The organism is Halomonas sp. DP8Y7-3 (genome assembly GCF_019801675.1).
GTDB lineage: Bacteria > Pseudomonadota > Gammaproteobacteria > Pseudomonadales > Halomonadaceae > Halomonas > Halomonas litopenaei_A.
In genome coordinates, this window is the sequence record NZ_JAHVIO010000004.1 from 291,903 (window position 1) to 314,162 (window position 22,260).

Consider the following 22,260-nt stretch of genomic DNA (forward strand, 5'->3'; position numbering starts at 1 on the left):
GGGGCTCACTGACCTTCACGATAGCGCTTGACCAGACCCATCAGCTCGCTGCCGAACACGTCTTCGTAGTCTGACCAGACACCCTGTACCGCCGCATTGAAGGGCGCGGTATCGACCTGGTTGACGCTCATGCCTTCTGCTTCGAGCTCGGCCACCAGGCGCGAGTCATCTTCCTGGGTCATGCGACGCTGCTCATCCCGCCACTGGTTCGCCAGCGTCTGGACGACCGTCTGATCCTCCTCGGACAGTCGCTGCCATACCGTATTGGCAACGGTCAGGCAGGCGGGCGCCCAGACATGTCCGGTCAACGAGACATAGTCCTGCACCTCGAAGAACGACGAGGAGTGGATGATGGACAGCGGATTCTCCTGAGCGTCGAACACGCCTTGCTGGAGTGCCGAGTAGAGCTCACCAAAGGACAGGGGAGCGGGGCTCGCGCCAAGGGCGGTAAAGGTGTCCAGGCGCATCTTGTCCGGCGTCACCCGAATCTTGAGGCCGGCCAGGTCCTCGGGCGTTTCCACCGGGGCGCGGTTGTTGGTGACGTGGCGGAAACCGTTTTCCCACCAGGACAGAATCTTCATGTTGTAACCCGCGGCGATCTCTTCCAGCGCGCTACCCAGGTCACCGTCGTAGGCGGCATAGGCGTCTTCGCGGTCCGCCCAGGAATAGGGCAGCTCGACGATGCCAAAGCGTGCATCGAGCGGCTGGAAGGAGCCGCACCCGATGACTCCCGCCGGAACGCTGCCAATCTGCATGCCTTCCACCATGGTCTTCTCGTTGCCGAGCTGGCCACTGGGAAAGACCTGGAAATTGACGCGCCCTTCGGTCGCCTCGCGCACGTCGTCGGCGAAGCCTTCCGCGGCGATATGCCAGCTATGGGTGGGTGCCAGCACGTGGCCCAGCTTGATATCGAGAGCGTGAGCGGAAGAAGACAGTCCGGCAAAGGCGCCAAGCGCCAGCACACCAAGTGTTCTTGAGTTCATGAGTCTGCCCGAGTGATGTTGTGATTGTGGGAAACGGGACCAGCAGGACGCAGGCCTACCGGCATCACAAGAGAGTCGGACAGGGGGATGTATAAGACAATTTTCGAGATTTTATTCTTTGAATAAGCATGGCTTATTCAAGACCGTCACTGCATGTCGGCCACCCGCTGCTCCACGGCCAGGACAACGCGCTGCGACACGGCGACGACTAACGCTACCGGTGAAGAAAACGCACTACCTCTTCGGTGTAAAAAGCCCGTTCCGGTGACTCAGATCATCCCCCCCAGCGGCAATGGCACAAGCTCCTCAACCTTGCTTCATCACAGGTCGATAACCCTCGCATCACCGCTACTCGCAGCCGTCATGGGGGAAGTGAGCACTCGCCCCTTCCTCCTTGCGGCAGGCGATAGCACTCTTTCATCGCGAGCCCGTACCCATGACACCACTTCTCAATCGCCTGAGCATGGGAGGTAAATTCCTCCTCGTGCTGTCTATCCCCTTGTTGGCCATCACATGGATCACCATCACGACGGTCATCGACCGCATGGCAGTCGTTGCCGAGATGGAGGATCTGCAGGAGATGGCCACTCTCAGCAGATATGCGGGCAACCTGGTGCATCAGCTTCAGCGTGAGCGGGGCATGACCGCTGCGTTTGTCAGCAGCCATGGCGTCAACTACCGCACGGAGCTGCCTGGACAGCGGCAGGCAACCAGCGCCGAAGCGGAAGCCTTTAACGACCATGTCGCTGCGATCGACTTTTCTCAGCACGACGCCAGGGTTGAGGCGCAGGTCAAGCATGCACTGGGCCTGCTCCAGGAGACGGACCAGCTGCGCCAGCGCGCCGACAACCTCGCGGCAAGTGCCGAGGACGTCACGGATGCTTACAGCGCGATCAACGAGGCGCTGATCGACATCGTCGCCAAGGAGACCTTCGGCATTGATCAGGGAGACGTCTCGCGGCAATTGACCGCCTACTACGATCTGCTGAACATCAAGGAGCTTGCCGGGATCGAGCGTGCGGTGCTGGCCGCTGCCTTCAGCGCCGACTCCCTGTCGACCAGCATGTTCAGAAAGCTCCTCGCGCTGATCGTGAAATCCGACGTCCACAGGAAGAACTTCCTTGAGCTGTCGCCCCAGAACAGCCAGCTCGCGCTGCAGGAGTTACTCGACAGTCCTCTGGGCACAGAGCTCGCCACCATGCGCGAGGTGGTCTTCGACAAGTCGACAAGTGGTGGCTTCGGTATCGATCCCCACACCTGGTTCGACGCCCAGACAGCCTTTATCGATGGCTTGAAAGACGTTGCCATGAATACCGAGCAGACGCTCTACGAGACGACCGAACACCTTCAGCAACAAGCCCTCGAGCAACTGATCTACCAGGGGCTTGTCATGCTGGCGGTGGTGATCATCACCCTGACCTTCTCGCTCATCACGGCACGCAGCGTGGTGCGGCCACTGTCGACCGCGGTGGCGGAGATCAGCAAACAGAAAGATGACCTGACCAGGCGCCTGGAGGTGGCTGGCGCCGATGAACTGTCGACACTGTATCGGGCCTTCAACGGCGCCTTGAGCAACATGGCGAGCCTGGTGATCAACCTGAAGCGCGGTTCCAGTGCCGTCGAGGCGGTGAGTGGCGAAATTGCCCGGGACAATCAGGACCTGGCCAGCAGAACGGAACAGCAGGCCGCCTCACTGGTCGAGACCGCTTCCAGCATGGAACAGATCACGGCGACCGTGAAACAGACCTCGGACTCCGCTCAGCAGGCCCAGGCAATGACCCGAGAGGTGGCCAGTAGAGCCAGTAACGTCAGCCACAATGCCGCCCAGACCCGTGAGGCCATGGCAGACATACGTGACGCCAACAAGGAGGTCACCAAGATCGTGGAAGCGATAGACGATATTGCCTTCCAGACCAATATCCTTGCCCTTAACGCCTCTGTCGAAGCGGCACGTGCCGGTGATCAAGGACGAGGATTTTCCGTGGTGGCCTCGGAGGTCAGAAAGCTCGCCAGTCGTTGTGCCGAAGAGGCCACCCTCATCCGCCAGTTGATCAACACGAACACGCAGCGAGTCGATCGGGGGGAGCAGCTGGTGGTGTCTACCAGCGAGGCCCTGGACACCATTTCGGAGCATGCCCAACGCACGGCGACGCTGGTCTCCGAGATCTCTATCGCCGCTAGCGAGCAGTCTCTGGGCATTGAGCAGGTCAACCAGGCACTGGCACAGCTGGAAGACGTGACCCAGCAAAACGCCAACCTGGTGGTAAGGGTGGCGGCGGCAGGCCAGGCACTGGATCAACGCGCCCGAGAGATGGCCGCACTGGTGGGGCGCTTCAAGGTAGACGACTCGGCCACCCATCCGAGGACGGACCACGCCTCCCCGCTGGCAGATGCGTCGTCTTCGTCACTACAAACATGACCTGGATCATCGAAAGCGCTGACTCTCGGCCGGGACAAACATCGAGCAAAACGTGCTCTTTCGATCAGAAAACCCGCTGTTTCAAGCAGATGGGACGCGTATGAAAGCCTTGCTCTGCACAGCTCAGAAGGACCGCCAGCAAGCCTGAAACGCCCCTTCTCCCGAAACGAAAAAAGGCTTACGAACGTGTCGTAAGCCTTTGAATTCTATGGCGCGCCCTAAAGGATTCGAACCTTTGACCTTTGCCTCCGGAGGGCAACGCTCTATCCAGCTGAGCTAAGGGCGCGCGATGCCGTGGACAGCTGCCACACGGCGAGCCATATCCTACATCGGGCGCCACTCAGTGTCCACCCGATGGCGCACGCTACGGGCTATCGCGCGCCTTTGCGCCAGGGTGGGGCATTTTCCCGCTTTCGGCGTTGTCGCTATACTGCCGGCACAGCGTGACGCCCGGCGAGGGGGTATCAAGAGCTCGGCGCCACCGATACAAAAACTGTGATTCAGTAGACCGTCACTAGAGGTGGTGAGAGTGAAATCCAGCAAGCTGATCTTGGGGTGCCTGATCACCCTGGGCCTGGCCACAAGCCAGGCAATGGCGCAGGACGACGCCGCACGGGACGCCATGGCCGAGCGCCTGGCACCGGTGGGATCGCTCTGCCTCGAGGGCCAGGACTGCGGCAGCGCGGCCATGGCGGCAGCAGGGGGCGACGGCGGCGGTGCATCGGGTGGCGCCGACGGCGAAGCCGTCTATGGCAGCATCTGCATGGCCTGCCATGATACCGGCGTCGCCGGCGCGCCCAAGCGCGGCGACGAAGCCGCCTGGGCCGAGCGCACCACCAAAGGCTTCGACACGCTGTTGGATCATGCGCTGAATGGCTTCAATGCCATGCCTGCCCGCGGCGGCAACCCCAACCTTTCCGACGAGGAAGTCCATGCAGCGGTGGCCTACCTGGTGGAACCGGTGATGGACGTGCCGGCAGCCGACGCAGCTGCCACCGAAGATGCCTCGGCAGACGCTGCCGCGTCAGAAGAGACGGCGGCTGAGGACACGGCTGCCGATGACACCGCCGCCAGCGATCCTGCAGTGCAAGACCAGGCAGCGGACGACCAGACAGCAAACGACGAAGCGGCAGCTGACGGCGCTGCAGTGGAGATGGATCCCGCTGTTGCCGCCATTGACGGCGCTGCGGTCTATGGTGGTATCTGCATGGCCTGCCATGAGGCGGGTATCGCTGGCGCCCCGGTGCGCGGTGATGCTGCCGCCTGGGAGCCGCGTCTGGCCCAGGGCTTCGAGACCCTGTACGACCACGCCATCAACGGCTTCAATGCCATGCCGCCCAAGGGAGGCAATCCGAGCCTGTCCGACGATGAGATCAAGGCCGCGGTTCACTACATGGTTCAGTAAGGGCTGACTCATCACTGGCCAGCTCATGACTGGCTATCTCATCACGAGATGCGGCGGGGCGCCCAAGGGCGCCCCGCCGTCGTTGGCGCTACCCTTCACCCCCATCATTTCACCGCAACCCTTTATCCACACCGCCTGCTGCAAAAAAGGGTGTGGATAACGTTAATCCAGTAGCGAGCGAAGCCCCGCAATCGCGCTCTTGCCGCGCTCCTGCTTTCGATCCGGATCCTCCCGATCGGCGCGCCCTTCCCACTCCAGGTCATCCGGCGGCAGTTCATCCAGGAAGCGACTGGGCACACAGTCCATCAGCTCACCGTAGGCCTTGCGCTGGCGGGCCAGGGTCATGGTCAGGGTACGTCGGGCGCGGGTGATGCCCACATACGCGAGGCGGCGCTCTTCTTCCACCGTGCCGGCTTCGATGGAGTTTCGGTGGGGCAGCAGCTCCTCCTCCAACCCCATCAGGTAGACGTGGGGAAACTCGAGGCCTTTTGACGCGTGCATGGTCAACAGCTGCACCCTGTCCGAGTCATCCTCTTCGGCCTGCTGTTCGAGGATATCGCGCAGCACCAGGCGCGAAATGGCTGACTCCACGTCGTCCGTCTCGGTTTCGATGCTGGCGGTGTTTTCCTCAGGGTCCGACTGCATCGACTTTTCCAGCTGGTCGATCAGGATCCACACGTTGGCCATGCGCCGCTCGGCAATGGTGGGAGCACTGGCGTTCTGATAGAGCCAGGCCTCGTAGTCCATCTCGCGCATCATCTCGCGAATGGCCGCGATGGCGTCACCCTGGTCCATCCGTCGACGTACGCCGTCGATGAAGTGGGTAAAGCGTGTCAGGCGCTCCACCGCGCGGGCCGGCAACTGTTCGGCAAGCCCCAGCTCATGGCAGGCGGCAAACAGCGATACGCCCCGCTCGGTGGCGTAGTTGGCGAGCTTCTCAAGTGTCGTCGGGCCGATCTCGCGGCGCGGCACGTTGACGATTCGCAAGAACGCATTGTCGTCTGCTGGATTGATCAGCAGCCGCAGGTAGGCCATGGCGTCCTTGATCTCGCCACGGGAGAAAAACGAGGTGCCGCCGGACAGCTTGTACGGAATCTGGTAGTGCTGCAGCTTCAACTCCAGCAGGCGCGCCTGGAAATTACCGCGGTAAAGCACGGCGAAGTCCCGCCATTCGGCGCGCTCCTTGATTCGCCGGGTCAGGATCTCGCTGGCCACGCGCTCCGTCTCCGCCTCTTCATGGCGGGTTACCACCACTCGAATGGGATCGCCCTGGCCCATGTCCGACCACAGGGTCTTGTCGTAGACGTGGGGGTTGTTGGCGATCAGCGTGTTGGCGGCGCGCAGGATGATGCCGGTGGAGCGATAGTTCTGCTCCAGCTTGATGACGTTAAGCCGCGGAAAATCCTCCCCCAGAGTAACCAGGTTTTCCGGCCTGGCGCCGCGCCAGGCATAGATGGACTGGTCATCATCGCCAACCACGGTAAAGGTCTGGCGCTCGGACATCAGCATGCGCACCAGCATGTACTGGCTGACGTTGGTGTCCTGATATTCATCTACCAGCATGTAGTGAATCTTGCGCCGCCAGCGCGCCAGCGCCTCAGGATCGTCACGCAGCAGCACCACCGGCAGCAGGATCAGGTCATCGAAGTCCACCGCGTTGTACGCCTTGAGGTGACGCACATAGGCCTCATAGACCCGCGCCGCGTACTGTTCGTCTTCCGTGGCGGCATGGGACAGCGCCTGCCCCGGCAGCACCAGGTCATTCTTCCAGTTGGAGATCACTGCCTGGACCTGGTTGATCTGGTCGGCGTCGACCTGGGCATCCTTGTTCATCAGGTCGCGCAGCAGCGCCTTGGCATCTTCCGGGTCGAACAGCGAAAAGCCCGGCTTGTAGCCCAGCGCCTTGAGCTCACCGCGGATGATATTGAGGCCAAGGGTATGAAAGGTGGAGACGGTCAGGCCGTGGCCCTCGCGGCCCTGCAGCATCGAGCTGACCCGCTCCTTCATTTCCCGGGCTGCCTTGTTGGTAAAGGTCACCGCGGCAATACGGCGGGCGCTCATGCCGCATTCCTGGATCAGGTAAGCGATCTTGGTGGTGATCACGCTGGTTTTACCGGAACCGGCGCCGGCCAAGACCAGACAAGGCCCATCGATGTAGTGGACGGCCTCACGCTGACGCGGGTTGAGGCCCCGGATACGTTCACGGATGGTCTTCACGGGAGCGTTCATGCGTCTTCCTGGGCGCCGCCATGGGCACCTGCATTGACCGCCTGCGGCGCTTCGGCTACCGGGTCCAGCTGCAGCGCACCGGCAAAGTCGAGCTGTCGCCAGGCTTCAAACACCAGCACCGCACAGGCATTGGACAGGTTCAGACTACGACTATCCTCGAGCATCGGGATGCGCAGGCGCTGAGACGCGGGCAGCGCATCGAGCATGGCCTGTGGCAGGCCACGGGTCTCGGGGCCGAATACCAGGGCGTCACCAGCGCGATAGTCGGGCTCGTGGTAGCCGCGACGTCCACGGGTGGAGACGGCAAAGATGCGCTCTGGCGCCACCTCACCGACGAAGGCATCCCAGTCGGCGTGCACCCTGACCCTAGCCCATTCATGGTAGTCCAGGCCCGCGCGCTTGAGCCGCTTATCGTCTAGGGTGAAACCTAGCGGCTCAATAAGGTGCAGACGAAATCCGGTATTGGCGCACAGCCGAATCAGATTGCCGGTATTCGGCGGAATTTCGGGTTGATACAGCACCACGTCGAGCATGAGACATCACCAGGATGGCGGAGGACGATGTGAGGCAGGGAGATCACCGAGGCCCTCGGTGGACACAGGCCTCGGCGCAGGGATGCGAACAAGCGTCAGGCGCTGACCCCATAGCGTTCGCGATAGGCGCGAATGGCGTCGGCGTGAACCTGGAGGGTATCGCCCCCGGTTTCTTCGAGGTAGGCCAATACCTGGTCGAGCCCCACGATGCTGACCACCGGGATGCCAAACTCGGCCTTGACCTGCTGAATAGCGCTTTTGTCGGTGTCGTCGCTGGCGCGCTCCTGACGATCCAGCGCGACCACCACGCCCGCCGCCTGAGCACCGGCGTCGTCGATCAGGCCCATTACCTCGCGAATCGCGGTACCCGCGGTGATCACATCATCGATGATCATGATGCGGCCAGACAGCGCGGCCCCCACGATGTTACCGCCCTCACCATGATCCTTGGCCTCCTTGCGATTGAACGCAAAGGGCATGTCGCGGTCATGATGATCGGCCAATGCCACTGCCGTGGTGGCAGCCAGGGAGATGCCTTTGTAAGCGGGGCCAAACAGGACGTCGGCGTCGATACCGCTGTGCTCGATGGCCTTGGCATAGAAGCGGCCGAGACTGGCCAGAGCACGCCCGGTCTTGAACAGGCCGGCATTGAAGAAGTACGGGCTCACCCGCCCGGACTTCAGGGTGAACTCGCCAAAGCTGAGTACGCCCTCGCCGATGGCGAATTCGATGAATTCCCGCTGGTAGGGGTGAAGGCGCGCCGCGCCTGGCTGTTGTGGTGCCTTGTCAGCCACGAGGCCTCCTGTCCAATTGCCTGGCCTTATCACGTTTTTCTCGAACGGCCATTTACCCAAACGTCGAAACGTCGGGTATCATACACGCGCGACGCAAAAGGGACCACGTATGAAAATCGCCACTATCAATGTGAACGGCATCCGCGAGGCCGTCGGTCGAGGCTTTCTCGACTGGCTTGCCAACCAGGACGCCGACGTTGTCTGCGTCCAGAACATCAAGGCCAAAAGCTTCGAGCTGGACGACAGCATTCTTTACCCTGAGGGCTACGAGGGCTACTTCCTCGACGCCGAGCAGGACGGTTTTGCAGGGGTCGGCCTTTACTGCCGCAAAATCCCCAAGGCCATCATGTACGGCCTGGGCTTTCCCCAGTGCGACCACGAAGGCCGCTTCTTGCAGGCCGACTACGATCGCTTCTCGATCGCCAGCTTCCTGATGCCTGATGGCAGCGACCCCGCCGCCAAGCAGGCATTCATGGCGCAGTACCAGGAGTATCTGTCCAAGATGGCTCGCAAACGTCGCGAGTACATCATCTGCGGCACCTGGCACATCGCCCACAAGACCATCGATCTGGCCAACTGGTCCGACAACCAGACGACGCCAGGCTTCAAGGCCGAAGAGCGCGCCTGGATGGACCAGGTGTTCGGCCCCACCGGCTTCATCGATACCTTCCGCGAGATCAACCGCGATGGTGATGAATACACCTGGTGGCCGGCGCTGGATCAGGATCAGCCGCGCTCCCGCCAGGAGGGCTGGCGCCTGGACTACCAGATCGTCGGGCCGAACTTCCGCCGGCATATCACCGATGCCTGGATCGACTACGATGCGACCTTCTCTGAATTCGCACCGTTGATCGTCGAGTACGACCTGCAGCTGTAAGCCTCCCTACGTCGCCGTCAGGCCCTGGTCCGGGGCCTGGCACGAAAACGCCGGCCCCCTGTGAAGATGGGGGGCCGGCGTCATCGTTTGGGTGGCGCCACCGCTGGATGGTCGGCACTCAGCTCCGGTTGCCCAGTGCCTCGCGCTGATGCTCGAACAGCTCATGACCGGCTTTCTCGGCCAGGTCGAGCATGGCGTTGAGCTGAGCGCGGGAGAAAGTGCCTGACTCGGCCGTGCCCTGTACTTCGATCAGCTCACCTGCTTCGCTCAGTACCACGTTCATGTCGGTATCGGCACTGGAGTCTTCCGGGTAGTCGAGATCCACCACCGGCTGACCGCGGTAGAGCCCCACCGACACCGAGCTTACCAGCTGCTCGAAGGGATCGGTCTTGATCAGCTTTTCACGCTGCAGGTAGCGCACCGCGTCGATCAGTGCCACACAGCCACCGGTGATGGAAGCGGTGCGGGTGCCGCCATCGGCCTGGATCACGTCGCAGTCCACGGTAATGGTGAACTCGCCAAGCTTCTTGAGATTGACCGAGGCGCGCAACGAGCGTCCGATCAGGCGCTGGATTTCCAGGGTGCGACCGCCCTGCTTGCCGCGTGACGCCTCGCGTCCGCTGCGTGAGTGGGTGGCCCGGGGCAGCATGCCGTATTCGGCCGTCACCCAGCCCTGCTTCTTGCCTCGCAGCCAACGGGGCACACCGGCCTCGACGCTGGCGTTGCACAGCACCTTGGTATCGCCAAATTCCACCAATACCGAGCCCTCGGCATGGCGGGTATAGTCACGGGTCAGGCGAATCTCGCGGGTCTGATCAAAAGCGCGTCCGCTGGGACGACGAATGTCGGAGGACATGGCACCTCTCTTGGTCGACATCACGCCTAGGCCAGGTAGACAACGCGACCTGACCGGGGCGACGACACCGATCATGGAATGAAAACAGGGCCGACCATTCTACACGCCTTGGCCGACGAATCGGGTACACTGCCGAGAACCACCAGACAACCGCCATCAGCCAAAGGCATGAGCCGCACCCTGTCCTGGTGTCCGTCCCCGTTGCCACCACTGCCGCAGCCGCCCAATCAGGAGATCACCATGGTTCACAGCATGACCGCCTTCTCGCGCCAGGACCTGGAAGCCGACTGGGGTAGCCTGCAGCTCGAGTTGCGCAGCGTGAACCAGCGCTACCTGGAACCGCACTTTCGCCTGCCGGAAGCCCTGCGAGACCTGGAACCCGGCTTTCGCGACGCCCTGCGCAAGCGCCTGGCCCGAGGCAAGATCGAATGCACGCTGCGCTTCGAGGCAAGCGAGTCAGGGGCGAGTCTGAGCGTCAACCGCGAACGCCTGGGAGCACTGTCATCCGCGCTGGGCGAAGTGCGTGCCGTCATTCCTGAAGTGCATATGCCTGATGCACTGGCCATGCTCGGCCATCCGGGGGTGCTGGAAAGCAGCGGCCTGGATATCGAGGCGGTCAAGTCCGCCGCCCAGCAGATGTTCCAGCAGGCGCTGAATGACTTGGTGGAAGGTCGCGCCCGTGAAGGCGAGCAGCTCAAGACCCTGATCGAGGAGCGGCTGAGCGCAATCCACGACCTGGTGGCGGAAGTCCGGGAAAAAATGCCCGACATACTCGAACGTCAGCGCACTCAGCTGGAAGACAAGCTCGCCAGCCTGCAGGTCGAGCTGGACCCCCAGCGACTGGAAGCCGAAGTGGTGCTGATGGCACAGAAGGCCGACGTCGCCGAAGAGCTGGACCGGCTCGACACCCACGTCACCGAGGTAGGCCGCCAGCTCCGCCAGAAAGGCCCCATCGGCCGCCGCCTGGACTTCCTGATGCAGGAACTGAACCGCGAAGCCAACACCTTGTCATCCAAGTCCGTAGTCGCCGACACCACCCGCTGCGCGGTGGAATTGAAGGTGTTGATCGAGCAGATGCGCGAGCAAATTCAGAACATCGAGTAGAATCCACCAAAGGCCATCAAAAACCATTAAACCAATGTTTTTAAATGGAAAAAAGGTGCAAGAAGTCCACCAAGTTCCACCAACCTCCCCGGAAATCCAGATCATATAGGGGAGTAAAACGGGGAGAAAAAGTATTGCCTCTCCTCCCTCCGACACATACCCTTACAGATACTCCCCAGCTATGTCGATCCGAGTGCATGACCGGGAGCAAGTGGGGGGGTGCCCGCTGGCACTCTAAATGCCGTTGGAAAAAGGCCCACTAGGCGCCAGTGACGAGCTCATATGACATTAAGCCGACTATCTAGCCCAAGCCTAGCCCGAGTAGTTATCAAACGGTCGTTTGTTTTATTTTCCGCGGGGGACGAGAGGAAATAATGGGAAGCCTTACCGCCAAGAAGAGCCAGTCGCTTGTCAAGGAGGGTAAAGCAGGGCGCTACAGCGACGGCAACGGCCTATACCTGATGATACCGAGGAAAGGAACTCCTTACTGGATGTTGCGATACACGCTGTTTGGCAAGCGGCGTGAGATGACGCTGGGCAAACATGCCCACCTCTCTCTCGCCGAGGCTCGGACGAAAGCGGTTGAAAACCAGAAGTCTATACGCGAAGGCCTTGACCCCATCGAGGAACGCAAACGCGATAGCCAAGCCTTGATCAGGACAGTGGAGGACCTGTTTGCTGACTGGTACCCAGAGCTAGAGAGAAGACTCAAGCACCCAGCTATCCCAAAGCGGATATACAAAAAAGAAGTGGCGCCCCTCATCGGGGGTAGATCGCTGGATGCTGTCACCCCAATTGATATCCGTGAAATAATTAGAAGAGTAACAAATAGCGGTAGGCCGACAATAGCTAATGACACACTGATGTATCTTAAACAGATGTTCAACCACGCCATAAAACTGGGAATTTTAACTTACAACCCAGCATCCGCTTTCAACGTCAACGACGCAGGCGGTATTGAGAAAAGCCGCGATAGGGTTTTGAGCCTCGATGAGATTCGCAACGTTTTCCAAGCCTTCAGAGACAATAGCGACAGCTTCAGCCGCGACAACTACCTCGCCTGCGCGCTACTGCTCGTCCTGGGGGTACGTAAGACCGAACTTACCGAAGCCCAGTGGTCAGAATTCGACCTTAAGAACGGCCGGTGGAACCTGAGCGGTGAGCGCAGTAAGACAGGCGCCGGGATCGTCATTCCCCTCCCACCGCAAACCATCGGCTGGCTGGAAGAGCTCAAGATCCGTGCCTGCGGCTCGGACTATGTCTTTCCTAATCGCCGCAGCAGTAAGCGGGCCCACATGGGCAAAGACACGCTGAATCGTGCCATTGCCAAGCTATTTGGCAAGGAGCCTGGCAAGAAGCCGCAACCAGAGAACCGGATGGGCGATATCACCGAGTTTACTGTGCATGATCTACGCCGCACCTGCCGCAGCTTGCTCGCTGCCGTTGGTGTACCGGGGCATGTCGCGGAGCGTTGCTTGAATCACAAGCTCAAGGGCGTCGAAGGCATCTACGACCGTTACGACTACTTCGACGAGCGAAAAGAAGCGATTATCAAGGTCGCAAATCTTCTTGGCCCTGCAATAAATCTTCCCTAACTCACAACGTAAATTTCTACACACCAACAACATCTCATGAGCCAATTCTGGAGAAAGCGCCATGAGACTAATCAAGCTTAAAGATGTCACCAGCCTTACAGGTCTTGCACGCTCCACCATTTACAAATACATTTCCGAAGAAAGATTCCCAAAACCAGTATCCTTGGGAGAAAGAAATGTCGCCTGGGTAGAGGAAGAAATTCAGGACTGGATCCTAGAAAAAATAGCCGAAAGAGACCTTGCATAAATAGGGTAAAAAAACACGCTCGTCATTCCACCTAGCCGCAACATTCCCGCCGACTAAAAAAATACCGCTCCACCAGCCGACACAGCTTCCTAAGCAGGAAGCTGTGTCGGCATTATCATGTTATTTTTTCAAAGGCATCCCCTCTCAGCGAAGGACACCACCTCCTCACTGCCAACCACTAGGCGTGTAAATCCACCAGGTTTTCATCAGGCATCAGGCCGCCATGACCATGGCCATGCGACGATCAAGCTCCTCGTAGAAGGCCTCGACCCGCTCGGCGATGGTGCGAATCATCACCTCGTCCCGGTAGGCCCGCTTCACGAACAGCGGCATCCCCGGCCAGTAGCTAACGAAGTCGATCCATTCCCGCTCGCTGACCCACAGGCCGCCCTGGCACTGAGCGACGTGCTCTTGAGGTAGCTCGTCGGCCAGCAGCAGCTCGATCTGGTACTTGGGCAGCTTGGTCTTGATCTCCACCAAGCCATTGGTATCCACCAGGCAGTCCGGCGAATAGCCCACACCGTGGTTGAGGATGATGCCGACCTGCGCCAGGCGGGGCAGACCGGTGGCCTCGTGATAGAGCTCCCGGGCCACGGGCTCCAGCTCATGGCCGCGCTGGGTGTGGGCATTGCCCTGAAAGGCATCGGACGGCTCGCCGGTGATGCGCTCTCCGATCAGTTGATGCATGTAGCTGAGGGCCCCGGCACCGAAGCCGCCCGGTCCCTTGCCCTTGACCAGCAGAGTCTTCAGCTCGGACATGGTGACGATACCCAGACGGGCGGCATGCCACTCGGGCGTGCCCTGGTCCAGCGCCAGTATCTGCATGACGTTCTCCTTCTCGATGACACGGCATAGGCCGCGAGGGGAGGTCCCTTCGCCGCCCGATCAGTGATGTTGATGGTTGGGCTGCGCCCGCTTCTGCAGGGAGGCACGCAATCTGTCGAAGTCGCCGCGCGGCACCTGCTCAGCGTCGCCGTACTTGCCGACGAACCACTCCTGGGTCGCAGGAGGACAGGCGGCGATCAGCTGCCGGATCTGCCCGGCCTGGAAAGGGGTGACGAGTTTGACCGGGGCGGCGGCCTGACCGTTGTCGTCCTGGCCGCGGGTGGTGATGTTGAGCAGTGCGCAGAGCACGTAGCGCTTGCCGTAGCTGGTAGAGGAGCCGAAGGCCTGAACGGCGTTCTTGCTGCCGCTGGTATCGGCCGGCAACAGCATGCTGGTCTCTTCCCGATGGCCGTCCTGGTGCATCAGCACGCCGGTGACCTGGATGCCGCGTTCCTGGGTCTGAATGCGGAAGCTCACCGCGAAGCCGTACTTTTTCATGATCGGGCGCACGGTATCGACGATGTCCTCCAAGGTGGCGTAGTGACCGTTGTTGGTCTTGCCACGCTCGGCGATGCTCGGCAGTTCGGTCTGCATGGCCGCCATCGCGGCGCTGTAGGCCATCAGCGCCTGGCGGTCGAGCACACGCTCCTGCATCTGGAGCAGACGCTCCATCTTGTCGATGTCGACCTCGGGATTGAGTGCGGCCCGCTCGATCACCTGGATGATCGCGGTGCTGTCCTGGGTGGCCTGTGCGACCGGTGCCTGGTTGGCGGTCTTGGGATGAATAGGGGTTGCCATGATGGCCTCCGTTATCGATAGCGTTGGATGACGTCAGGGAGCTGCTCGATCGGGACCGGCTCCAGGGACACGGCCACGCGATAGACCTGCCCCTTGGCCAGAACGTGGGTTTCGGTTGCCTGTTCGCCGGCCTCCAGCAGCTGACGGGTCAGCTGGGTCAGGGCCCGGCATATCTCGAACGTCATGGGCGATTGCATTGGTATCTCCTGAAACAGTAGCGCCCGGCCTTTGAAGGGGCCGGGCGCTCTGCCGCGATGAGGGAAAGGCTGGGTGGATGTTTTGCTGAGTGATGATCAGCCCACCAGCGCAAGGGCAGACTCCAGCGCCTTGTCCTTGAGGCCGGCGCCCTGGCCGAACCAGGCGGAGTCCATGCGGTAGTCGTTGCTGCGGGCGCGCTTCTCGTGATCCACGTACTCGGTGACCGCATTGAGTAAGCCCCAGGCGGTGCCTTGCGCCGTGCACAGCTGAGAGCCGCGCCCCTCACCCTGATAGAGCTTCTGGACGCGATTGAGGGCGCGAACGTTGGGCAGCTTGGACGGATCGTCCATCGGCGCCTCGGCGTTGCAGACCACCGACTGGAAGTAGGTTCTCGCTTCCTCCTGGCTGACCTTGCGCTCAGCCAGGGTCTTCAAGCGGTACATGAAGTCGTCCCACTGGGACACGGAGATCCCCAGCTGCTGCTTGACCAGCTGAGGGCGAAACTCGGTGCTATGTGGCACTTTCACGCCCTGGGAGGTGCCATCCACCGCGATGGTCAGGGTGTTGTTGCAGACCACCCGCACGGACGTCGGGGTGGCGACGGTGGCCAACGAGCCGTCGCAGGAAGTGGCCAGCAGCAGGTAGTCGTTGACCTGATCCTGGCCCTTCAATGCCCCGCCCAGGCCGCTGCGCGCCAGGGCCCAGAACTTGCGGCCACCCTTGAGCACCCCGGCCGTCTCCAATTCGTATCCCGCGTATTCCGTGAGATCACGGTAGAACTCCAACACCTCCTCCGGTTGCACCACCTTGTAACGCTGGGAGACCACCGACAGTGGATCCTTGGTATCGGAGCGGTAGAGCACTTTCTGCTCGGGGAAGGAATGGATGCTGCCCAGGTGGCCAGCGCCGTCGGCAATGAAGCGCACCAGGGATTCCTCGATGTGCCAGTCCATGCCGGCCTGCTGTCGCCAGACTTCCAGCGGCTGATGACGAGACAGCTGCTGGCCCAGGCCATGCCAGGGGGTATCGCCAACGTAGGCCATTTGTTCGATCAGGTGTGCCATGGGGAAAGCTCCTTGAGAGTCGAGCACTGCATAACAGCCCGCTCCCCAAGGAAGCAGGCCGACCGTGAGCATGTTGATAAAGGGAGTCGCGGGATCATCGCTGAGCAGCGATGGACTCGTGAGACGGATCTTTAGGGGTCAATCGATATGGGGACGAAAGGTGTGGCCGCAGGCACGGCACTCGAGATTGTCGAGCACCTGATCATCCAGCTGACTACCCAGCCGTGCCCCAGCGACACCGCCTGCCGTGCCACCGACCAATCCACCAAAGACGGCTCCGGCGATACTGCCGACAGCGATCCCGACCGGACCGCCTACTGCGCCCACCAGGGCTCCGGCCTCGGCGCCACTCCAGGCGCCGGCCGCCCCACTGGCGGTACCGGCCACCGCCCCCGTGGAGCCTCCTACCTTCCGCCCGCGATGGCGCGACACGACCCGCAACGCGCCACAGCTGGGACAAGACATGGACATGACATTACCTCTTCCATCGAAAAAGACATGAGAACGAAGCCACCCGTCTGGGGCTTCAAGGAGGTAGTACAGGTTTGAAATTCGATTGAATCGACAACGGGCAAGATCCTGGGCGACACACCCGCAACATCATCGAGGTATACGTCAGCTACGGGAAAAAGCCGGGTTTTCCGGCCTCCGTCGGCTTCCTGAGCATGTTTCAGAACATCCGTCCGATGTTTCCCAGGATGACAAGCCAGGACGACGTAATATTTTACAGCGCTGTGAGATGGGATGCAGCGAAACCGTGACGTCATCGCGTCGCGGTGTCTTGTACGGATCGATAACGGAATTTCCCGAGAAAGTTAGTGACACCTCATTCGCCAGAAAACTGGGGCGATTGGCATGTCCAGGGATAGCGTTTCCCTGGGGTTCCGACATGCGTCACTGACGGGTAAGTATTATAGGGAGATTCACTAGACTCCTAACAGGGTCTACAGGGATAGGTCACTAGGTCATGATGGGCTCACTTGTGAAAGCCCATCCAGGATCATGAAGGATCATCCGAGGAGTGGTCCCATACAGACCACTCCCAATGAAACCATCACCCAACATGACCTTCTAGGGATTGACCTCACAGGCGACTGGAAAACGCCTGATGATGAAGTTCAAGTGAGCGACAGCATCACATCAAGGTCAGTACATACCGCTTCCTATTATCCTCCTATCGATCGACAAGACCATCGCTGCGGAATCTTTCACCATTCCCACAGCGAGGTATCTCCTCATGTTTCAACATCACCCCCTCTGCCATCCGCTTAACGACAAGCTGCGCCTTCACTACGAAGACATCTATCGAGGCTTTGACGTCCAGCATTGGACAGATGGCCCACTGGTCGTGAACTACCTGGAACGGTCCTTGCAGACCCTTGACGCCGTGACACGGATCAACCATTCCACCTTCATCTTTCGCGTGGATCTCCACTTCCCGGATGAGATGCCGCGTCTGCCGATGCATGAGACCAACGCCGTGCTGGCACGGTTCTTCTACTTCTTCCGCTACGAGCTCAAGCGGAGGCAAACCAAGTACCCGACCCAGCTGCACTACCTGTGGGCACGCGAGCAGGTCAACAGCGACAAGCCGCACTACCACCTGATGATCATGCTCAACAGGAACGCCTACGACAGCCTGGGGGCGTTCGGTCCAGATTGGTTCGGGGTCTACTCATTCAACAACCTCTACCACCGCATGATGCGTTCCTGGTTGAAGGCAATGGGGTTCGATCATGACGATCCACGCTTCCATCAGCTGATCCATGTCTGCAAAGACCCGGTCACAAAAGAGCCCTGGTCCTGCGCCCTGCATCGGGATGACTGGATAGCCATGAATGAGGCGGTATTCATGGCCAGCTATCTGTGCAAGGCCTTCAGTAAACCGTTCGGCCAGAGGGCGCATGTCTTCGATGGCAGTCGTCTTTGGTGATTGAGTGACATGGTATGGGTCCGTCCTAGGCGGACCCGTCCTACCTCTCTCAACATGGTGCCTGCAATGTTTCCGACTTCGATGTTTCCCTCCCTCTCGTTCCCTCACAACACCCGTGGCAGCCAAGAAGAATCGTCATCCCACGATCCCTGGGGAGATCGTCGCCTCGCCAGGATGGAACGCAAGGAACCGACCCGTCGACTGCTACGTGACGTCATGGCCCTACGCCGGATTCGTGGCATGAGCCAGACAGCGCTGGCGGCCGATCTGGGAGTCAGCGTGCGAACCTTGCAGGAGTGGGAGCAGGGGCGACGACTGCCCTCGGGGGTTGGCCATGCCCTGCTCAGACAGTGGGTAGAGACCCACCAAAGCGATGGAGATTGAGACATTGCGATGGATTATCGTACAACATGAGCGCCGCAGGATGTCGATTTTCATGTTTTTTTAGATTTATAAGTCACAATGTCTAACCCAATACCAGTTTGCACGCTCTAGGCAGCCCATCGCTACTTCTGGCGAGAGGCATCGCATGAGGCACGCCAGCGCCCATAGGGGCCACGTTTCTCGAGAGGGACAAGCTGAACCCCGAACGTCGCAAGCAAGGCCCTGCTCTGCTTGAACTTGGCCGCCAACCCTCGGGACGTGACAGGCCAGGAACCTGAAGGATCAGGCTCAGGGCGATACCCATCGAGCAGCACAAGCCAATCCTTGACCGTGGCCTCTATCCGTCCATCTTCCGACGCATCGATGAGACGCTTCACGGCCATCGCGACAGGATTTTCCTCCAGCTCATAATCGCGACGACTTTGCTGGTTGGCATCAAGTTGTTGCCAGAATTCGGCAGTATCTCGACCCAAAGCATCAGCCACCAGTACACCTATCCGGCATAGGTCTCGCAAACCACCATAGCGGTCGCATTGTCGATCATTTTCAACATGGCTCCAGAACTGGTTAACATAGCCAAATATTTGGAGAAGGCCATGAATGATGGTTCTCTCCGCCATGCTGCGATCCTCCACAGCATTTTGAGATTTGCCCCCTCCTGCATCATCCAGCTCTATGCTCAAGGTAGCGTCGGATAGCGGTGCATAGGTCACTACACTCTCGCTGCTATTCAGCATGACCGCACAACGGACGGAAAGATCTACCCCAGAACGCTTCGTTTTCGTGCGCCACTCCATTGCCTTTCCCTGCATGATCGAAAGCAAGCCTTTCTGCTGTGTTTTGGACAGCGAATCCACTCGATGGAAACTCATCAGGTAATGGCACTGCGCCCGAATATCCACTTGCTTTATCGACTTGGGAACCTCGATCTCAAACAGACTACTCGCCGGGTCTATGACCGTCTTCAGCATCTTCTGTGAATCGATCAGCTCAGGAGTAGGCTCACCTAACAACTCAAGCAACACGGGCGCACTATCTGAGCGCCAGGCCATGACCATCCAGGCAATCACCAACAGGTCACTATCTTTCGGCAGCGAAGTGACATCGAATAAAGTAGATATCGATTGAGGAAGCACATTCCCAACGTTATCAGGAACACACACCGGCAAGCTTTCTCGAGGCATGACATGGGGAATCCCAGTCCGTATCTCATAGCTCGATAAGCCCGGTGAAAAAATCAAGCATTGATTCCCCAAGATCAGCGCACGTCGACCACTGTTCAAGTCAACGCCTGCACGACCGTAAACCGGTAGAACAGCCTCGGGGATAGCACCATAAACAAAATTGCTGATGGCAGACCTGATGACACCATAGGAGACATCCTGCTGCCTTCCTATGGAGGTTCTCCAATACTCTCCCTTCAGCCTCTCAAGGATCTTTGGGTCGAAATGTGGCAAAGTCTCGCCCGTAAACTTATCAGTCAGCAGTGGGCTTCTCGACTCATTAGTAGTGAGATAAAACTGTCCTTGAAGCATGGACATGACATCGGCTACTTGTCTATCGTGACGAGATTGCTTTGGCGCTTGGCGCGCTCCAAATAACCCCATGCCCCCAGCACCAGATTCACTGCTCAAATCAGGCGCTGCCGGCCAGGAAGGCCAAGGAGCATTGAGCGCAGCTTGGAGATCGGGGTCACTAAAGAGGGACTTTAAAGTGGCCGGTGGCTCATCATCGTGTGATGCATTGGGAAATGAGGAAGAGGGTCCTGTATCGGGCGTAGGCGAAGTCTCTGCGGCATCATCAAGCTCACCAGAAGCCACCTTCCGAGCTTGCTCACGCCAATGCTCACTCAGGCCAAACCTCTGCCGCCGGTGCTTGGTATTGGCTACCTCGTGTCCCACTGGATGAGACTCGTGGTTATCCTGACCATGATCCGTCATTCCCTACCTCGTGCCTTTTCGCCATCGAATATCTCGCAAAGCCTATCACACGGACCTCTGACATCCGCTCTTCCCGATCCCCCTCGTTAGCTGTGATACCTCAGGCTTCTTAAGCCAGGCGGCTACATGGCCGAGACAGTAGAGGCGACTTGTCGTCTCGATCACCACCCCCTGCCTTACAAATGGCGCACAGCGGCCCCGGGCCGCTTTTATACCGTGAGATACGAAATCATCAGGTAGCGGCATAAACGCCGCACAGAGCGGCATGGCGCGATAACGTCGCCGTCTCTACCCACAGCCCACTGACCACGGCGGCCACGCATGAAATTTCCACCCAACAGCCGTATCAACTCCATCATGGACGACCGGCTGGCCGCCAACAGCTGTCAAGGTCTTCGCTGCACCGCATGTCGGAGTTCTTCGAGACTGTCAGTTTCAACAGATGGCTGCATGGAATGCCAGAAGCTGGCAGCACCACATTGACGAGCCCCGTCATGACCTACCAGTCATGCAGGGCAGCGATCAACGGGCACGACACCTTTCTTTGATGCACATGGCATTCATCGACCAGCCGGGATAAGGCCGCCTCGATGCGGGTCAGATCAGCCAGCCTGGCGCGCACGTCGTCAAGTCGCTGTGACGCTAGTTCCGCCGCCTCGCTGCAATGAGCACCATCCTCCAGAGCCAGTAGCTGCCCGATCTCGTCCAGGCTGAATCCCAGCCGCTGCACCGCTTTCACGAATTTCATGCGCGCCACGTCGGCGCTGTTGCTCGTGCAGTTGCTGGCTTTACCGGTCTATCTCTGGCTCTTTCTGGGCGCGGAGTGGTTCCAGGCAGCGATCAGCACCCACCTCCTCAGCGCCTTCGCGGGATTGATTCTCACCCCCTTGGCCCTGGCCTGGGTGACCGAGCGGCTGGCCGAGCGTCACCTCAATGCCAGACGGTGGGTTCATGGCCTGGGCCTACTGCCCGTACCCCTGCTGGCACTGGTGGTCTTTGTCATCGCGGCCTCCCAGGTGACGACCGTGGCCGGCCTCGGCGGGGTCTTGCTGCAAGTGCTGCCGATCTTCGTCGCCTACCTGGCCTTTGCCGCCATCCTGGGCAAGACCCTCGGCAGGCTCTTCCGGCTCTCCGCGCCATCAGCCAGGACTCTGACCTTCAGCTTCGGCACACGCAACTCCTTCGTGGTGCTACCCATCGCCCTGACGCTGCCCGATGCCTGGCAAGCCGCCGTGGTGGTCATCGTCTTCCAGTCGCTGGTCGAGCTGTTCGGCATGGTGGTGTACCTGAGATGGGTGCCAGGCAAGTTGATCCCGGAGCCCTCTCACACATAGCCCTTGCAGCTCCCCATCCAATTTCCAGGAGTAAAATGTGATCGAACGTCGTGTTCGGCTGCCTCAAGGCGCAACGACGAACCTTGCACCGTACTCCTAGCCAAGCCCCCCTCGGCAGCCCCCTGAACCGTACCGATCCTCTACGGAAGATAGGGGCGATGGACAGTGACTACTCAGGCACCGCTGGCAAGCCTTTCGAGGTCGGCAACCACGGCCTCCATAGGATCGCTGTCGCGGATCAGCAGGCGCGCCTCTCCCTGATCATTGAAGGCGAAAACAGCGCTGGAGTGCGACACATCATAGTTGCCTTCGCTGTCCTCTTCGCCATACCCGTAGGTCACCCGATAGCGGCGTGTCAGTTCATCGAGGGCCGCTTTATCCCCCGTGAGGCCGATGAACTGGGGGCCGAAGGCATCCGTGTACTCTCGCAACGTCTCGGCGTCATCGCGACGAGGGTCGACCGAGACGAAGAGCACCTGAATGTCGTCGCGCGCCGCCTCACCCATGCGTTGGGTGGCGGCGTCGAGGCGCGCGAGGGTGGTGGGACAGACATCGGGGCAGTGAGTGAAGCCGAAGAACAGCAGTGTGCTCTTGCCGAGGAACTGATCGGCGTTGACGTCTTTGCCGTTCTCGTCGACAAGCTCGAACGCCAGGGGAGGCATGAGCCCCGAGATATCCTTGGTCTGCCAAGGCGGCTCGCTGCAGCCCGCAAGCCATAGGGTCACGAATAGTGCCATGATCC

Annotated in this window: 21 protein-coding genes, 1 tRNA gene and 1 pseudogene; 9 read left to right on the top strand and 14 right to left on the bottom strand. The window is 60.0% G+C overall.

What is annotated here, in order from left to right:
- Window positions 1-5: 5 nt before the first annotated feature.
- A complete protein-coding gene (locus KUV86_RS06455) occupies window positions 6-983 on the bottom strand; it encodes a DctP family TRAP transporter solute-binding subunit (protein WP_206941943.1) in 978 nt (325 codons plus the stop codon).
- A 436-nt stretch (window positions 984-1,419) separates the two neighbouring features.
- On the opposite strand from KUV86_RS06455, the gene KUV86_RS06460 reads away from it, so the two are divergent.
- Window positions 1,420-3,402, top strand: a complete 1,983-nt coding sequence (locus KUV86_RS06460) for a nitrate- and nitrite sensing domain-containing protein (RefSeq protein WP_222484150.1) — start codon at window positions 1,420-1,422, stop codon at window positions 3,400-3,402.
- A gap of 209 nt (window positions 3,403-3,611) precedes the next feature.
- Here the strand turns inward: KUV86_RS06460 and KUV86_RS06465 are convergent.
- A tRNA-Arg gene (locus KUV86_RS06465) sits at window positions 3,612-3,688 on the bottom strand.
- Window positions 3,689-3,931: 243 nt separating this feature from the next.
- Between KUV86_RS06465 and KUV86_RS06470 the strand changes: the two genes are divergently transcribed.
- Window positions 3,932-4,807 (top strand): c-type cytochrome, encoded by an 876-nt coding sequence (locus KUV86_RS06470; RefSeq protein WP_315900967.1) that lies wholly within the window; start codon window positions 3,932-3,934, stop codon window positions 4,805-4,807.
- A 162-nt stretch (window positions 4,808-4,969) separates the two neighbouring features.
- Here KUV86_RS06470 and rep read toward each other — a convergent pair whose 3' ends face one another.
- The 3 genes from rep to pyrE all read right to left on the bottom strand — a co-directional run bounded on the left by rep (window position 4,970) and on the right by pyrE (window position 8,363).
- Window positions 4,970-7,036 carry a DNA helicase Rep gene (gene rep, locus KUV86_RS06475; RefSeq protein WP_222484151.1) on the bottom strand — a complete coding sequence of 689 codons (2,067 nt, stop codon included), beginning with the start codon at window positions 7,034-7,036 and terminating at the stop codon, window positions 4,970-4,972.
- Complete coding sequence (gene trmL / locus KUV86_RS06480) at window positions 7,033-7,569, bottom strand: tRNA (uridine(34)/cytosine(34)/5-carboxymethylaminomethyluridine(34)-2'-O)-methyltransferase TrmL (RefSeq protein ID WP_222484152.1); 537 nt, start codon at window positions 7,567-7,569, stop codon at window positions 7,033-7,035. Before trmL ends, rep begins: the two co-directional genes overlap by 4 nt.
- Window positions 7,570-7,664: 95 nt before the next feature.
- The gene (gene pyrE, locus KUV86_RS06485; RefSeq protein ID WP_222484154.1) at window positions 7,665-8,363 is read right to left on the bottom strand and encodes an orotate phosphoribosyltransferase; all 699 of its coding nucleotides are present in this window, start codon (window positions 8,361-8,363) and stop codon (window positions 7,665-7,667) included.
- Between the two features lie 109 nt (window positions 8,364-8,472).
- Here pyrE and KUV86_RS06490 point away from each other — a divergent pair, with 109 nt between their 5' ends.
- Window positions 8,473-9,240, top strand: a complete 768-nt coding sequence (locus KUV86_RS06490) for an exodeoxyribonuclease III (RefSeq protein ID WP_206941952.1) — start codon at window positions 8,473-8,475, stop codon at window positions 9,238-9,240.
- 118 nt (window positions 9,241-9,358) lie between these two features.
- Here KUV86_RS06490 and rph read toward each other — a convergent pair whose 3' ends face one another.
- Complete coding sequence (rph, locus tag KUV86_RS06495; protein WP_206941954.1) at window positions 9,359-10,096, bottom strand: ribonuclease PH; 738 nt, start codon at window positions 10,094-10,096, stop codon at window positions 9,359-9,361.
- Between the two features lie 240 nt (window positions 10,097-10,336).
- On the opposite strand from rph, the gene KUV86_RS06500 reads away from it, so the two are divergent.
- The 3 genes from KUV86_RS06500 (at window position 10,337) to KUV86_RS06510 (ending at window position 13,042) form a co-directional block, all read left to right on the top strand.
- A complete protein-coding gene (locus KUV86_RS06500) occupies window positions 10,337-11,200 on the top strand; it encodes a YicC/YloC family endoribonuclease (protein WP_222484156.1) in 864 nt (287 codons plus the stop codon).
- A 374-nt stretch (window positions 11,201-11,574) separates the two neighbouring features.
- Window positions 11,575-12,795, top strand: coding sequence for a tyrosine-type recombinase/integrase (locus tag KUV86_RS06505; RefSeq protein ID WP_035414229.1), 1,221 nt, complete (start codon window positions 11,575-11,577; stop codon window positions 12,793-12,795).
- A 61-nt stretch (window positions 12,796-12,856) separates the two neighbouring features.
- Entirely contained in the window at window positions 12,857-13,042 is a 186-nt protein-coding gene (locus KUV86_RS06510) for a helix-turn-helix transcriptional regulator (RefSeq protein ID WP_035414227.1), read from the top strand.
- A gap of 213 nt (window positions 13,043-13,255) precedes the next feature.
- On the opposite strand, the gene KUV86_RS06515 is transcribed toward KUV86_RS06510, so the two are convergent.
- The 5 genes from KUV86_RS06515 to KUV86_RS06535 all read right to left on the bottom strand — a co-directional run bounded on the left by KUV86_RS06515 (window position 13,256) and on the right by KUV86_RS06535 (window position 16,398).
- Window positions 13,256-13,867: a lambda exonuclease family protein gene (locus KUV86_RS06515; RefSeq protein WP_035470208.1), complete on the bottom strand. Its 612-nt coding sequence runs from the start codon at window positions 13,865-13,867 to the stop codon at window positions 13,256-13,258.
- Window positions 13,868-13,927: 60 nt separating this feature from the next.
- Window positions 13,928-14,665 (bottom strand): ERF family protein, encoded by a 738-nt coding sequence (locus KUV86_RS06520; RefSeq protein ID WP_035470206.1) that lies wholly within the window; start codon window positions 14,663-14,665, stop codon window positions 13,928-13,930.
- 11 nt (window positions 14,666-14,676) lie between these two features.
- Window positions 14,677-14,862, bottom strand: coding sequence for a hypothetical protein (locus KUV86_RS06525; protein WP_035470203.1), 186 nt, complete (start codon window positions 14,860-14,862; stop codon window positions 14,677-14,679).
- Window positions 14,863-14,958: 96 nt separating this feature from the next.
- Window positions 14,959-15,927: a DUF932 domain-containing protein gene (locus KUV86_RS06530; protein WP_035470200.1), complete on the bottom strand. Its 969-nt coding sequence runs from the start codon at window positions 15,925-15,927 to the stop codon at window positions 14,959-14,961.
- A 138-nt stretch (window positions 15,928-16,065) separates the two neighbouring features.
- The gene (locus KUV86_RS06535; RefSeq protein ID WP_035470198.1) at window positions 16,066-16,398 is read right to left on the bottom strand and encodes a hypothetical protein; all 333 of its coding nucleotides are present in this window, start codon (window positions 16,396-16,398) and stop codon (window positions 16,066-16,068) included.
- Window positions 16,399-17,164: 766 nt separating this feature from the next.
- Between KUV86_RS06535 and KUV86_RS06540 the strand changes: the two genes are divergently transcribed.
- Both KUV86_RS06540 and KUV86_RS06545 read left to right on the top strand, forming a co-directional pair.
- Window positions 17,165-17,860: an inovirus-type Gp2 protein gene (locus KUV86_RS06540; RefSeq protein ID WP_035470195.1), complete on the top strand. Its 696-nt coding sequence runs from the start codon at window positions 17,165-17,167 to the stop codon at window positions 17,858-17,860.
- A gap of 66 nt (window positions 17,861-17,926) precedes the next feature.
- Window positions 17,927-18,244 carry a helix-turn-helix domain-containing protein gene (locus tag KUV86_RS06545; protein ID WP_231498571.1) on the top strand — a complete coding sequence of 106 codons (318 nt, stop codon included), beginning with the start codon at window positions 17,927-17,929 and terminating at the stop codon, window positions 18,242-18,244.
- A gap of 122 nt (window positions 18,245-18,366) precedes the next feature.
- On the opposite strand, the gene KUV86_RS06550 is transcribed toward KUV86_RS06545, so the two are convergent.
- A complete protein-coding gene (locus KUV86_RS06550; RefSeq protein ID WP_146164642.1) occupies window positions 18,367-20,184 on the bottom strand; it encodes a hypothetical protein in 1,818 nt (605 codons plus the stop codon).
- 499 nt (window positions 20,185-20,683) lie between these two features.
- Window positions 20,684-20,944, bottom strand: a pseudogene (locus KUV86_RS06555) (MerR family DNA-binding protein); the annotation flags it as partial.
- Between KUV86_RS06555 and KUV86_RS06560 the strand changes: the two are divergent.
- Window positions 20,931-21,518: a hypothetical protein gene (locus tag KUV86_RS06560; RefSeq protein ID WP_231498570.1), complete on the top strand. Its 588-nt coding sequence runs from the start codon at window positions 20,931-20,933 to the stop codon at window positions 21,516-21,518. The pseudogene KUV86_RS06555 and the gene KUV86_RS06560 sit on opposite strands and share 14 nt — an antisense overlap.
- Window positions 21,519-21,691: 173 nt before the next feature.
- On the opposite strand, the gene KUV86_RS06565 is transcribed toward KUV86_RS06560, so the two are convergent.
- On the bottom strand, window positions 21,692-22,255 hold the full coding sequence (locus tag KUV86_RS06565) for an SCO family protein (protein WP_231498569.1): 564 nt from the start codon (window positions 22,253-22,255) through the stop codon (window positions 21,692-21,694).
- Between the last annotated feature and the right edge of the window lie 5 nt (window positions 22,256-22,260).

Coding starts and splice junctions, on each gene's coding strand:
- KUV86_RS06505 (WP_035414229.1), top strand. CDS start 11,575: ATGGGAAGCCTTACCGCCAAGAAGAGCCAGTCGCTTGTCAAGGAGGGT.
- KUV86_RS06525 (WP_035470203.1), bottom strand. CDS start 14,862: ATGCAATCGCCCATGACGTTCGAGATATGCCGGGCCCTGACCCAGCTG.
- KUV86_RS06460 (WP_222484150.1), top strand. CDS start 1,420: ATGACACCACTTCTCAATCGCCTGAGCATGGGAGGTAAATTCCTCCTC.
- trmL (WP_222484152.1), bottom strand. CDS start 7,569: ATGCTCGACGTGGTGCTGTATCAACCCGAAATTCCGCCGAATACCGGC.
- KUV86_RS06540 (WP_035470195.1), top strand. CDS start 17,165: ATGTTTCAACATCACCCCCTCTGCCATCCGCTTAACGACAAGCTGCGC.
- KUV86_RS06530 (WP_035470200.1), bottom strand. CDS start 15,927: ATGGCACACCTGATCGAACAAATGGCCTACGTTGGCGATACCCCCTGG.
- KUV86_RS06455 (WP_206941943.1), bottom strand. CDS start 983: ATGAACTCAAGAACACTTGGTGTGCTGGCGCTTGGCGCCTTTGCCGGA.
- KUV86_RS06500 (WP_222484156.1), top strand. CDS start 10,337: ATGGTTCACAGCATGACCGCCTTCTCGCGCCAGGACCTGGAAGCCGAC.
- KUV86_RS06515 (WP_035470208.1), bottom strand. CDS start 13,867: ATGCAGATACTGGCGCTGGACCAGGGCACGCCCGAGTGGCATGCCGCC.
- KUV86_RS06560 (WP_231498570.1), top strand. CDS start 20,931: ATGCGCGCCACGTCGGCGCTGTTGCTCGTGCAGTTGCTGGCTTTACCG.
- KUV86_RS06490 (WP_206941952.1), top strand. CDS start 8,473: ATGAAAATCGCCACTATCAATGTGAACGGCATCCGCGAGGCCGTCGGT.
- KUV86_RS06520 (WP_035470206.1), bottom strand. CDS start 14,665: ATGGCAACCCCTATTCATCCCAAGACCGCCAACCAGGCACCGGTCGCA.
- KUV86_RS06565 (WP_231498569.1), bottom strand. CDS start 22,255: ATGGCACTATTCGTGACCCTATGGCTTGCGGGCTGCAGCGAGCCGCCT.
- rep (WP_222484151.1), bottom strand. CDS start 7,036: ATGAACGCTCCCGTGAAGACCATCCGTGAACGTATCCGGGGCCTCAAC.
- KUV86_RS06550 (WP_146164642.1), bottom strand. CDS start 20,184: ATGACGGATCATGGTCAGGATAACCACGAGTCTCATCCAGTGGGACAC.
- rph (WP_206941954.1), bottom strand. CDS start 10,096: ATGTCCTCCGACATTCGTCGTCCCAGCGGACGCGCTTTTGATCAGACC.
- KUV86_RS06510 (WP_035414227.1), top strand. CDS start 12,857: ATGAGACTAATCAAGCTTAAAGATGTCACCAGCCTTACAGGTCTTGCA.
- KUV86_RS06545 (WP_231498571.1), top strand. CDS start 17,927: ATGTTTCCGACTTCGATGTTTCCCTCCCTCTCGTTCCCTCACAACACC.
- KUV86_RS06535 (WP_035470198.1), bottom strand. CDS start 16,398: ATGTCCATGTCTTGTCCCAGCTGTGGCGCGTTGCGGGTCGTGTCGCGC.